The organism is Sporofaciens sp. JLR.KK001 (genome assembly GCF_036941055.1).
In the GTDB taxonomy this organism is placed as follows: Bacteria; Bacillota; Clostridia; order Lachnospirales; family Lachnospiraceae; genus Sporofaciens.
Genome location: NZ_JAYMNO010000001.1, coordinates 2093412 through 2105381 on the forward strand (window position 1 = coordinate 2093412; position 11970 = coordinate 2105381).

The following is an 11970-nucleotide window of genomic DNA, read 5'->3' on the forward strand; positions in this document are numbered from 1 at the left end:
TAATTCTATATGTTGCCGATGGATATCGGCAGCATGAGCGGATGTGGCGGAATGGCAGACGCACAAGACTCAAAATCTTGCGGGGGCGACCTCGTGTGGGTTCAAGTCCCACCATCCGCATTGAATGAGAATCCCGGAAGCCTTACTATAAGGATTTCGGGTTTTTTTTGCATTGATACACGTTGGGAATTATGATAAGATAATTACCAGGAGACAGAAAATCAGAAAACGGAGGGTATGGTATGTATTATAAGCAGTATGGTAATACAGATATGAAGGTGTCCGCGGTAGGACTTGGAACGATGCGGTATGATGAAGAGGACATCAAGGCGGGGCATCTTGAAAAATGTGCTGAGATCCCGCTCTATGCCTTTGAAAAGGGGATCAACTACTGGGATACTGCGCCGTTTTATTGTGAGGATAAGAGTGAGATCGTGACGGGGATCGCTCTTTCACAGATAAAAAGAAGCGAAGTTTATGTAACATCTAAGACGAATCTGGGAACAATAGATGCAGGAGACCATCCAACGAAAGAGGATTTCCGCAGAAGGCTTGAGATATCCCTAGACCGCCTTAAGACGGATTACATTGATTTCTATCATATGTGGTGTATGTTAAGCCTGGAATCCTGGGAGAAGCATATGGATGCGGTCTATGGGTTCTTCGAGGATGCGAAGCGGGAAGGCCTGATCAGGAATATCGTATTTTCTTCTCATATGCAGGGGAATGATATCGAGACAGTGGTTGCTTCGGGTAAGTTCAAGGGTATGCTGATCGGGTATAATGCATTGAATTACCGGTTCCGCCAGAGCGGGATCAAGGCGGCTTACCAGAACGGTATGGGTGTGGTAGTCATGAATCCGCTGGGAGGAGGGATGATCCCGGCGAATCCGGATGCATTCGCATATCTTGCGGAGGGAACAGAGTTTACGGTTCCGCAGGCGGCACTTAGGTTTGTGGCGTCCCATAAGGAGATCACAGTGACGCTTGCGGGCTGTACGACGAAGGAACATATAGACGACGCGGTGAAAGCGGTTGAGAATCTTGAGGAGAAGCCGGCGAGTGAGATTGCGAAGGAATACGAGGGCAGAGGAGTAGCGCTCAATAATCTGTGTACTGGCTGCTCATACTGTAAGGGATGTCCAAGTGAGATCCCGATCCCTAAGTATATGGATGCTTACAATCATAAGATCCTGACAGGGGATGCGAAGAGTATTACGGACCGCATGGATAATCATTGGGGGATCAAGCAGGAGAAGGCTAAGGAGTGTATCGCCTGCGGCAAATGTGAGGAGCAATGTACCCAGCATTTGCCGATCATTGATAGATTGAAAGAGATTGCTGCATTATGAATGGAAAGATTGTATTAATAGACGGACACAGTATTTTGAATCGGGCATTTTACGGGCTCCCGGATCTGACGAATTCGGAGGGGCTTCATACGAATGCGGTCTATGGTTTCCTGACGATCATGTTTCGGATACTTGAAGAGGAGAAACCAGGGTATCTGACGGTGGCGTTCGATGTCCATGCACCTACTTTCCGGCATGAGATGTATGCGGAATATAAGGGGACCAGGAAGCCGATGGCGGAAGAACTCCGCCAGCAGGTACCGGTGATCAAGGAGGTTCTTCATGCAATGGGAGTCCGGACCATTGAGTGTGCCGGACTTGAGGCGGACGATCTTCTGGGGACTCTGTCAAGAAGATGCGAGGAAGCGGGGATGGAGGTATCGGTCATATCCGGAGACAGAGATCTGCTGCAGCTTGCGACAGAGCATGTGAAGATCCGGATCCCCAAGACGAAGCAGGGCAGGACAGAGGTGGAGGATTACTACGCCCGGGATGTGAAGGAGCGGTACCAGGTGACTCCTCAGGAGTTTATTGATGTGAAAGCGCTGATGGGTGATGCGTCTGACAATATTCCGGGTGTTCCAAGTATCGGGGAGAAGACTGCGACGAAGATCATAGTGGAATACCACTCCATTGAGAATGCCCATGAGCATGTGGAAGAGCTGAAGCCGCCAAGGGCCTCTAAAGCGTTGGCAGAGCACTGGGATATGGCTGTTATGAGCAAGGAGCTTGCTACCATCCATGTGAACGCAGATTTCCCGTATGAGCTTGAGGAGGCGAGGCTTGGCAATCTATATACAGAAGAAGCCTATGAATATTTTCAGAGATTGCAGTTTAAGAATCTTCTGTCCCGGTTCGATGTGAAGACGCCGGTAAGCAAGATAGAGGAGAGATTCCGGGAGATCACGGATCTGGCGGCAGCGGAGGAAGTGTTTGAGGCGGCAGGGAAGGCAGAGTGTATCGGCGCCTGCTTCTTCCAGAATATGCAGGAAGTGCTGCCGCTTTTTGCCGGTCAGGCAGAGGTGGGGGGAATCGGTCTGTGTTATTCCGATGAGGACGTCTATTGTATCCGCATGGGAAATGGAATCACGCAGGAATGGCTTGGTAAGAAGCTTTCAGAAGCGGCAGGTAAGACGGATCGGTTCGTGATGTTTGATATTAAGTCCGCGTTAAGATATCTTGCGATAGAGGATGCGAAGAATTGTTTTGATGCGACGGTTGCGGCGTATCTGCTGAATCCGCTGAAGAATAATTATACTTATGAGGATGTGGCAAGAGAGCAGCTGAAGCTGATCATAGATGACAAGGCGGCGGAATCCGTAAAGGTATGCTACGAAGCATATACGGCATATGCAGGTTCGGCCATGCTGTGGGAGAAGCTTAAGCAATGTCAGATGGACAGACTGTTCACCGAGATAGAGATGCCGCTGGTATTTACGCTGTATGCGATGGAGCAGAACGGAGTGAAAGTCGAGGCCGAGGCGCTTAAGTTCTACGGCAGCCAGCTTGGCAGTAAGATAACGGAACTGGAGAAGGAGATCTATGAGGATGCCGGGGAGACCTTCAACATCAATTCGCCCAAGCAGCTTGGAGTCGTGCTGTTTGAGCATATGAAGATCCCGGGCGGGAAGAAGACGAAGACGGGATACTCAACGGCGGCGGATGTATTGGAGAAGCTGGCGCCGGATTATCCGGTGATTGAGAAGATATTAGAATACAGGCAGTATTCAAAATTAAAATCCACCTACGCGGACGGTCTTGCCAATTACATCTGCGAGGATGGAAGGATCCGCAGTAAGTTTCATCAGACGATCACGGCGACCGGGCGGCTCAGCAGTACAGAGCCGAATCTTCAGAATATTCCGGTGCGGATGGAGCTTGGAAGGCTGATCCGCAAGGTGTTTATACCGGAGGACGGATATGTATTCGTGGACGCGGACTATTCGCAGATCGAGCTTAGGGTATTGGCGCACTGTTCCGGCGATCCTAATCTGATCGAGGCGTACAGGGAACAGGAGGATATTCACAGGATCACGGCATCCCAGGTCTTCCATGTGCCTTTTGAGGAGGTGACGTCTCAGCAGCGGCGCAATGCGAAGGCGGTGAACTTTGGGATCGTGTATGGAATCAGCTCTTTTGGGCTGAGCCAGGATCTAAGTATCACGAAGAAAGAGGCGGCACAGTATATAGAAGATTATTTTAAGACCTATCCGGGGATCAAAAGCTTTCTGGATGATACGGTGAAGCATGCGAAGAAGATGGGATATGTGGTGACGCTCTTTGGAAGGCGGCGTCCGGTTCCGGAACTTGCGTCGAGTAATTTCATGCAGCGGTCTTTCGGCGAGAGGGTGGCGATGAATGCTCCGATCCAGGGAACGGCGGCAGATATCATTAAGATCGCGATGATAGGTGTACAGAGACGGCTTAGAGAGAGGCAGATGAGATCAAGGCTTGTCCTTCAGGTTCATGATGAGCTGTTGATAGAGGCGTATAAGCCGGAACTTGACGAGATAAAGAATATCCTGAGAGAAGAGATGGAACAGGCTGTTTCGTTAGATGTACCGTTGGAAGTGGATATGCACACAGGAGAGAACTGGTACGAAGCAAAGTAAGAGGTGTAAGGTCATGAAGATTATAGGAATTACTGGCGGAGTAGGAGCAGGGAAGACACAGATATTGGAATATCTGAATAACAAATATGGTGCGACGATCTGTCAGGCGGATGCGGTAGGAAAGAAACTCCAGAAGAAGGGGACGAAATGTTTTGATGCGATCGTAGAATGTTTTGGAACGGAGATCTTAGACGACAAGGGTGAATTGGACAGAGATAAGCTGGCCGGCATCGTGTTTTCGGACGATGTCCGGCGCAGCGAGCTTAACGCTATCGTTCATCCTGCGGTGGAGGAAGAGATCTTAAGGAAGATTGCGAAGGAAGAGCGGAAGAATACGAATCTGTTTATCATAGAATCTGCACTCCTGATAGAGACACATTACGATAAGATGTGCGATGAGATATGGTATGTCTATGTGGAGGCTTCTATCCGCAGGAAGCGGCTGATCTATACGCGTGGATACGATGCGAAGAAGGTAGATGACATTATTGCGGCGCAGCTGCCAAAGTCCATGTTCATGAAGCATTGCGACAGGGTGATCGATAACAGCAATACATTTGAAGAGACGCAGATACAGCTTGACGATATTGTGGCAGATCTGTAGGATGGACGATCTGATAATATGGCGGAAGATTAGCAGGAAGGACAGAATGAGATTATGAGGTTATGCAGCATTGCCAGCGGGAGCAGCGGCAACTGTATCTACGTGGGGGATGACAGGACGCATCTTCTGGTGGATACGGGAATCAGCAAGAAGAGAGTGGAAGAAGGCTTACATACACTGGGGATCAAGGGGGACGAGATTGAGGGAATCCTGGTCACACACGAACATATCGACCATATACAGGGACTTGGTGTATTCAGCAGGAAATATAAGATTCCCATCTATGGGACGAAGGGCACGATCGAGGGAATCCGTTGCTGTCATTCTCTGGGGAAGCTTCCGGAAGGGATCCTGCATGAGATAAGGGTGGATGAGAAATTCACACTGGGAGGCATGAAGATCTGTCCTTTTGCAATCTCCCATGACGCAAGGGAGCCTTCGGGATACCGGATCGAGAATCAGGACAAATCTGTCGCGGTGGCGACAGACCTTGGCAAATATGATGAATATACGGTGGAGCATCTGAAGAAACTGAATGCCGTGGTCTTAGAAGCGAACCATGATATACATATGTTGGAGGTAGGCCCCTATCCTTATCCTCTTAAGAGAAGAGTGATGGGAGATCAGGGACATCTGTCTAATGAGTTGTCGGGAAGGCTTCTGTGTGATATCTTGCACGATGAGCTTCAGTATGTGGTTCTGGGACATCTGAGCAAGGAGAATAATTATGCGGAGCTGGCATATGAGACGGTAAAACTGGAGGTAAGCTTCGGTGATAATCCGTACAGGGGAGAGGACATCCCTATGATGGTGGCAAAGAGAGATACAGTATCTGAGGTTATTACACTTTAGGCGGAGGGCGAATCAGGGAGGACGAAGATGAAGAAATGTGTTATCACGGTTGTGGGCAAAGACAGAGTAGGGATCATAGCGAAGACCTGTATGTATCTGGCAGAAGCGAATATCAATATATTGGACATTTCCCAGACGATCGTGGACGGATATTTTAATATGATGGCGATCGTGGATGTTACAAATACGGACAAGGAGATACAGGATGTGGCGAAGGAGCTGGAGGAGCTTGGCAGGACGATCGGAGTGTCGATCCATTGTCAGAGAGAAGAGATCTTCGAGAAAATGCACAGACTGTAGATGCTGATATGATAAGAAAGGCTGGCGGACTGTCTGCCGGGACGGTAGGATATGATTAACAGATATGAAGTATATGAGACGAATCAGATGATCGAGCAAGAGAACCTGGATGTCAGGACGATCACGCTGGGAATCAGTCTGTTAGACTGTATTGACTCAGATCTGGAGCGGTTCAATGAGAAGATATATAAGAAGATTACGACGGTTGCGCGCGACCTTGTTTCAACCGGGGAGGCGATCGAGAAGGAATTCGGTATACCGATCGTGAACAAGAGGATCTCGATCACTCCTGTTTCCCTGATCGGTGGGTCGGCGTGCAGATGTTCCGAAGATTATGTGACGGTAGCTAAGACGCTGGATGCGGCGGCCGGGAATGTCGGTGTGAATTTTATCGGCGGGTATTCCGCGCTGGTTTCCAAATACATGACCAAGAGCGATGAGGATCTGATCCGCTCCATTCCGGAGGCGCTGGCATCTACGGAACGTGTCTGCAGTTCCGTCAATGTAGGGTCTACCAGGACTGGAATCAACATGGATGCGGTGCGTCTGTGCGGAGAGATCGTCAAAGCGACGGCAGAAGCAACGAAGGAGAATGATTCGCTGGGATGTGCCAAACTGGTGGTATTCTGCAATGCGCCGGATGATAATCCGTTCATGGCGGGAGCGTTTCTTGGAGTCACGGAAGGGGACGCAGTCATCAATGTGGGAGTCAGCGGTCCGGGCGTGGTCAAGCATGCTATTGAAAAGATGCGGGGCAGGAATTTTGAGAAGCTGTGTGAGACTATCAAGAAGACTGCGTTCAAGGTGACCAGGGTAGGTCAGCTTGTAGCAGGCGAGGCATCTAAGAGGCTTGGGATTCCGTTTGGGATCGTGGATCTGTCGCTGGCTCCGACGCCGTCAGTGGGGGACAGTGTGGCTGAGATCCTGGAAGAGATCGGTCTTGAGAGAGTGGGCGCGCCGGGGACAACCGCGGCGCTCGCCATGCTGAACGATCAGGTGAAGAAGGGCGGGGTTATGGCTTCTTCCTATGTGGGGGGATTGAGCGGCGCATTTATCCCTGTGAGCGAGGATCAGGGGATGATCGATGCGGTGAAGCTTGGAGCCCTCACCCTGGAGAAATTAGAAGCAATGACCTGCGTATGTTCCGTGGGGCTTGATATGATCGCGGTTCCGGGAAAGACGAGTGCGGCGACCATATCGGGCATCATTGCAGATGAGATGGCGATCGGTATGGTCAACCAGAAGACGACGGCCGTACGCCTGATCCCGGTTATCGGGAAAGATGTGGGAGATACCGCACAGTTCGGCGGGCTGCTGGGGTATGCGCCCATCATTCCGGTCAATGAATTTGACTGCAGTAAGTTCGTGAACCGGCAGGGAAGGATTCCGGCTCCGATTCACAGTTTCAAGAATTAGAGAGGTATAAGGATGGGAAGAGTAGCGATTGTGACAGACAGTAACAGCGGGATCACGCAGAAGGAGGCAAAGGAACTTGGCATCCGGGTACTGCCGATGCCGTTCTATATCAATGGAGAGCTGTTTTTTGAAGATATTACACTGACACAGGAGGAATTCTATCGGAGGCTTGCGGAGGATGCTGACATATCCACCTCTCAGCCGTCGCCCGGGGACGTGATCGATCTGTGGGATGAGATCTTGAAGGAATACGATGAGATCATCTATATCCCGATGTCAAGCGGTTTAAGCAGTTCCTGTGAGACTGCGATCGGCCTGGCGAAGGATTATGACGGAAGAGTCCATGTGATCGATAATCAGAGAATCTCCATCTCTCAGAGACAGTCTGTGCTGGACGCCCTTGAGATGGCAGAAAAGGGGATGAGCGCCCAGGAGATCGACGACGTGCTGATGCGTGAGAAGCTGGAAGCCAGTATCTATATTACCGTTGATACTCTGAAATACTTAAAAAAGGGCGGCAGGGTCACGCCGGCAGCGGCGGCGATCGGTACGGTGCTGAATCTGAAGCCGGTGCTGCAGATCCAGGGAGAGAAGCTTGACTCTTATGCCAAGGTGCGCGGCTGGAAAGCGGCGAAAAAGGCAATGTTAGATGCTGCGCAGAAGGACCTGACAGGGCGGTTTGCAGGGAAAGAGATGTATATCCATGCGGCTTATACCTGCTCCGAGGAAGAGGCGAAGGAGTGGAAAGGTGAGATCGAGGCAAGGTTCCCTGGATATGATGTCCATATGGATCGATTGTCTCTCAGCGTATCCTGCCATATAGGGGCAGGCTCGAAGGCTGTTGCCTGTATCAAGAAAGCAGAATATTAGTATATGTTTGTACCAGCATCAGATCCGGAGGATCTGATGCTGGTATTCATTGATAAAGGGCATCTTGTACTTGTCGGTAATGATGCTTTCATACAGGTTTGACGCGAAGATGTCATTTTGCTGCATGGCAAGGCCGGCAGAAGTCAGGCCGCCTGTCTGTGTCAGCTTCGAAATCAGAGGGACCTTAGAGCTGTGCTTCAGGATAGAGAGAAGCCTTTTGGCATCACGGCGGAAACCAAGGATGCGGGCATATTGGCAGTATCCCTGTTCCTGATAGGTCTGTATGTCAGATTTCCTGATATTCAGCAGGATATGGAAGAGACTTCTGCTGATGCGTGTATAGGTCATATCTCTGGTCTTCAGAAGATCGCAGAACTGGTCGAAGGATATAAAATCATTGGCATGGTTCATTATGCGGTTGGCGAGGTCTTCCGTGATATCCTGGTATTCGGTCAGCGTCTCCCTGGTCTCCCGCAGGAGACGGTATTTTAACAGCAGTGAGAAATCATTGGCATAGATGGGATAACGGGTCCGATGGGTCTCTTCCAGCGTCCGGATGCAGGAGAGCGGTACCTGGCCTTCTAAGCGTGTCAGGACTTCGGACAGGACAGGCTCATCGAACATGCCGTCTTTCTCAACGAGGACGGACTGGCTGGCATAGTCAAGGAGTCTTCGGATGGCGGACGCAGAGCTGTAAGAGCCGGAAAGCCGGGTGTCATGATATCCTGAGACGATACGCTTGATGGTGTAGGACTTGATGGGGCTTTGCCGCTGATAGAGCGCCTTGAGGTATTCGATCCCCAAGATGTTGTTGGGTTTCTCGAGAACCAGATCCAGCGAATCGTCCTTCAGGTATTCTCTTAAGGCAGTCTGCCTTGCGCGCGGGAAGGACATGCCCGTCTTCAGTGCATCCTGAAGACGGAGCCTGAATTCATCCGGTTCATCGGCAAGGATATGAGCGATCCGTGAAAGAAGCTCATAATCGCCGCATTCGCTTCCAAAACAGATGGAATCTATGCACCCAAGCTGTTCAAAGAGGGAGACGGCTCCGGCCGCGAAGAATTCTGCGCTTCCAACGGCATAGCAGACCGGAAGCTCCAGGATGAGGCCGACCCCGGCCTTAAGAGCGACCTCTGCCCGCAGATGCTTCGGCATAATGGCCGGCGCGCCGCGCTGTACATAGTTGCCGCTCATGACGACGATGGCGGTATCGGCTCCTGTAATCGATTTTGCCCTCTCGATATGGTATAAATGTCCGTTGTGGAACGGGTTGTATTCTGTGATCAGTCCAACTATTTTCATGAGAATCTCCTTGTATATCTTTCTGAAATTGATTATACTATATTAAAGTTGTGTATGCAAATGTATGTTGGCCGGACGGTCAACTGCAAAATATGCCGGGGAGGAGGGATACATGATGAGAGAAGAATGGAAAGAGGAATGGAAAGAAGAGCTGACGGAAGAACGTATACTGCGGATGCTTGAGGGACGTCAGTATAAGGAATTAAAAGAGGAACTGGAAAATAATATGTATCCGGTGGACCTGGCCGAGATCCTGGAGAATTTCAACCAGAAGCAGACGGTGATGGTATTCCGGCTTCTGGCGAAGGAAGAAGCGGCAGAGACATTTGCTTATATGAACAGCGATATGCGCGAGCAGCTGATCAATTCGCTGACGGACTCAGAGCTTGAAGAGGTCATGGAGGAGATGTATCTGGACGATACGGTGGACGTATTGGAGGAGATGCCGGCCAATGTGGTGGACAGGCTTCTGATGGCTACGGATGAGGAGAAGAGGAGACAGATCAATCAATTGCTCCAGTACCCGGAGGACAGCGCTGGAAGCGTGATGAATGTGGATTACATCGCGCTCCGCAAGGAGATGACGGTCGCAGATGCGATACTTAGGATCCGTCAGGTGGGGCTTAACCGGGAGACGATCTATACCTGCTATGTGACCGAGAAGAAGAAGCTGATCGGAGTGGTGGATGTAAAGGAGCTCTTGACGACCAGCGAATCGAAGCTGATCGAAGAGATCATGGATACGAATATGCTCTATGCCCAGACGACGGACGATCAGGAGGACGCGGCGAGGACGATTACCAAGTACGGCCTGATCGCGCTGCCGATTGTGGATCATGAGATGTGTATGGTGGGGATCGTGACGGTTGACGATGCCATGCTGGTCCTGCAAGAAGAGACGACGGAGGATATCAGTATCATGGCCGGTGTCCATCCAAGCGAGGAGTCGTATTTTGGGACAACGGTATTGGAGCATGTGAAGAGCCGTATTCCGTGGCTGATGTTCCTGATGCTCTCGGCTACGGTGACGCAGATGATCATGAACAGCTATGAGAGCGCGCTTGCCGTCATGCCGCAGCTTGCCGGATTCATTCCGATGCTGACGGGAACCGGGGGGAACTGCGGCTCGCAGAGCTCGACGCTGGTGATCCGCGGGCTTGCGGTTGGAGAGATCGAATTCAAGGATGTGCTGAAGGTCATCTGGAAAGAGGTGCGGATCGCGGTGTGCATCAGCGTGATCTTGTCGGTAGTCAATGGGATCCGTATCATGCTGATGGGACAGGGGAATCTTATGATGGCATTTACCATCGGGGGGACCATGGCGTGTACGATCATTATTGCGAAGGTGGTCGGATGTACGCTGCCGCTTGCGGCGGAGAAAGCGGGGCTTGACCCGGCGATCATGGCGACGCCTCTGATCTCTACGTTGGTGGACATCAGTACCATCAGCGTGTATTTTGCGATCGTGAGCGCGGTGTTTGCGCTGTGAGCAGTTCTTGCGCGGGCATATACGGTTTCTGGCGGGTGGATTTATGTACGTGCATTACGCGCCATTGTATGAAAAAATACACATAAGTTTCTCAGAAGAGACCTTGTCCGCGGGGGCTCTTTGTATTATAATACAAATATTGAGAATATATGGAAAGGAGTCTATTAATCATGGGATTTATAGATGAAATCAAAGCAAAAGCCAAGACTAACAAGAAGACGATCGTATTGCCTGAGACAGAAGATATCAGGACTTATGAGGCGGCAGAGGCAGTTCTTAAGGAAGGAACCGCCAATCTGATCCTGGTTGGAAGCGAGGAAGAGATTGCGAAGAACAAGGGGGCCTTTGACATCAGCGGCGCTCAGATCGTTGATCCGGCGACGTATGAGAAGACTGACGCTTATGTCGCCAAGCTTGTAGAGTTAAGACAGAAAAAGGGAATGACAGAAGAGCAGGCAAGAGAGCTGCTTCTGACGAATTATTTGTACTATGGCGTGATGATGGTTAAGATGAAGGATGCCGACGGTATGGTCAGCGGTGCATGCCATTCTACGGCAGATACTTTAAGGCCGTGTCTGCAGATCCTAAAGACGAAGCCGGGAACCAAGCTGGTATCAGCTTTCTTCGTAATGGTAGTACCGGACTGCGACATGGGTGCAGACGGAACATTTATCTTCGCGGATTCCGGTCTTGAGCAGAATCCAGACCCGGAGAAGTTAGCGGCGATCGCGCTTTCTTCTGCAGAGTCTTTCAGAACTCTGACAGGCAAGGAGCCGGTTGTTGCCATGCTTTCACATTCTACCAAGGGAAGTGCGAAGCACGCGGATGTGGATAAGGTAGTAGAGGCAACCCGTATCGCGAAGGAGAATGCGCCGGAAGGTCTGATGCTTGACGGAGAATTCCAATTAGACGCAGCGATCGTACCGGAGATCGGAGCATCCAAGGCGCCGGGAAGCCCGGTAGCAGGCAAGGCCAACGTACTGGTATTCCCGGACTTAGACGCAGGGAATATCGGCTACAAGCTGGTTCAGAGACTTGCGAAAGCAGAAGCATACGGCCCGCTCACACAAGGTATCGCAGCGCCGGTCAACGACCTGTCCCGCGGATGCAGCGCACAGGATATCGAGGGCGTAGTTGCAATTACAGCAGTACAGTGCATGAGCTAAACAATAT

At 50.7% G+C, this 11970-nt stretch carries 10 protein-coding genes and 1 tRNA gene; 10 read left to right on the forward strand and 1 reads right to left on the reverse strand.

Annotation, left to right across the window (positions count from 1 at the left end):
* Positions 1-37 precede the first annotated feature (37 nt).
* The 8 genes from VSQ62_RS11035 (at position 38) to VSQ62_RS11070 (ending at position 8006) form a co-directional block, all read left to right on the forward strand.
* A tRNA-Leu gene (locus VSQ62_RS11035) sits at positions 38-120 on the forward strand.
* 122 nt (positions 121-242) lie between these two features.
* Positions 243-1352: an aldo/keto reductase gene (locus VSQ62_RS11040; protein ID WP_334634967.1), complete on the forward strand. Its 1110-nt coding sequence runs from the start codon at positions 243-245 to the stop codon at positions 1350-1352.
* Positions 1349-3964 (forward strand): DNA polymerase I, encoded by a 2616-nt coding sequence (gene polA / locus VSQ62_RS11045; protein ID WP_334634968.1) that lies wholly within the window; start codon positions 1349-1351, stop codon positions 3962-3964. The genes VSQ62_RS11040 and polA overlap by 4 nt, the downstream gene beginning before the upstream one ends.
* A gap of 13 nt (positions 3965-3977) precedes the next feature.
* On the forward strand, positions 3978-4568 hold the full coding sequence (gene coaE, locus VSQ62_RS11050; protein WP_334634969.1) for a dephospho-CoA kinase: 591 nt from the start codon (positions 3978-3980) through the stop codon (positions 4566-4568).
* 54 nt (positions 4569-4622) lie between these two features.
* A complete protein-coding gene (locus tag VSQ62_RS11055; RefSeq protein WP_334634971.1) occupies positions 4623-5420 on the forward strand; it encodes an MBL fold metallo-hydrolase in 798 nt (265 codons plus the stop codon).
* 27 nt (positions 5421-5447) lie between these two features.
* Positions 5448-5720, forward strand: a complete 273-nt coding sequence (locus VSQ62_RS11060; RefSeq protein WP_334634972.1) for an ACT domain-containing protein — start codon at positions 5448-5450, stop codon at positions 5718-5720.
* Positions 5721-5771: 51 nt separating this feature from the next.
* Positions 5772-7136, forward strand: coding sequence for a PFL family protein (locus VSQ62_RS11065; protein WP_334634973.1), 1365 nt, complete (start codon positions 5772-5774; stop codon positions 7134-7136).
* A 12-nt stretch (positions 7137-7148) separates the two neighbouring features.
* Positions 7149-8006 (forward strand): DegV family protein, encoded by an 858-nt coding sequence (locus VSQ62_RS11070; protein ID WP_334634974.1) that lies wholly within the window; start codon positions 7149-7151, stop codon positions 8004-8006.
* Between the two features lie 18 nt (positions 8007-8024).
* Here VSQ62_RS11070 and VSQ62_RS11075 read toward each other — a convergent pair whose 3' ends face one another.
* Positions 8025-9308: a nucleotidyltransferase gene (locus VSQ62_RS11075; protein ID WP_334634976.1), complete on the reverse strand. Its 1284-nt coding sequence runs from the start codon at positions 9306-9308 to the stop codon at positions 8025-8027.
* 112 nt (positions 9309-9420) lie between these two features.
* Here VSQ62_RS11075 and mgtE point away from each other — a divergent pair, with 112 nt between their 5' ends.
* Together mgtE and pta are read left to right on the forward strand one after the other, a co-directional pair.
* The gene (gene mgtE / locus VSQ62_RS11080; protein ID WP_334634977.1) at positions 9421-10797 is read left to right on the forward strand and encodes a magnesium transporter; all 1377 of its coding nucleotides are present in this window, start codon (positions 9421-9423) and stop codon (positions 10795-10797) included.
* Between the two features lie 170 nt (positions 10798-10967).
* The gene (gene pta / locus VSQ62_RS11085; RefSeq protein WP_334634978.1) at positions 10968-11963 is read left to right on the forward strand and encodes a phosphate acetyltransferase; all 996 of its coding nucleotides are present in this window, start codon (positions 10968-10970) and stop codon (positions 11961-11963) included.
* Positions 11964-11970: the final 7 nt, after the last annotated feature.

Excerpts from the sequence above, each read along its gene's own strand:
- VSQ62_RS11040 (WP_334634967.1), top strand. The coding sequence starts at position 243 with ATGTATTATAAGCAGTATGGTAATACAGATATGAAGGTGTCCGCGGTA.
- VSQ62_RS11055 (WP_334634971.1), top strand. The coding sequence starts at position 4,623 with ATGAGGTTATGCAGCATTGCCAGCGGGAGCAGCGGCAACTGTATCTAC.
- polA (WP_334634968.1), top strand. The coding sequence starts at position 1,349 with ATGAATGGAAAGATTGTATTAATAGACGGACACAGTATTTTGAATCGG.
- mgtE (WP_334634977.1), top strand. The coding sequence starts at position 9,421 with ATGATGAGAGAAGAATGGAAAGAGGAATGGAAAGAAGAGCTGACGGAA.
- VSQ62_RS11070 (WP_334634974.1), top strand. The coding sequence starts at position 7,149 with ATGGGAAGAGTAGCGATTGTGACAGACAGTAACAGCGGGATCACGCAG.
- pta (WP_334634978.1), top strand. The coding sequence starts at position 10,968 with ATGGGATTTATAGATGAAATCAAAGCAAAAGCCAAGACTAACAAGAAG.
- VSQ62_RS11060 (WP_334634972.1), top strand. The coding sequence starts at position 5,448 with ATGAAGAAATGTGTTATCACGGTTGTGGGCAAAGACAGAGTAGGGATC.
- VSQ62_RS11065 (WP_334634973.1), top strand. The coding sequence starts at position 5,772 with ATGATTAACAGATATGAAGTATATGAGACGAATCAGATGATCGAGCAA.
- VSQ62_RS11075 (WP_334634976.1), bottom strand. The coding sequence starts at position 9,308 with ATGAAAATAGTTGGACTGATCACAGAATACAACCCGTTCCACAACGGA.
- coaE (WP_334634969.1), top strand. The coding sequence starts at position 3,978 with ATGAAGATTATAGGAATTACTGGCGGAGTAGGAGCAGGGAAGACACAG.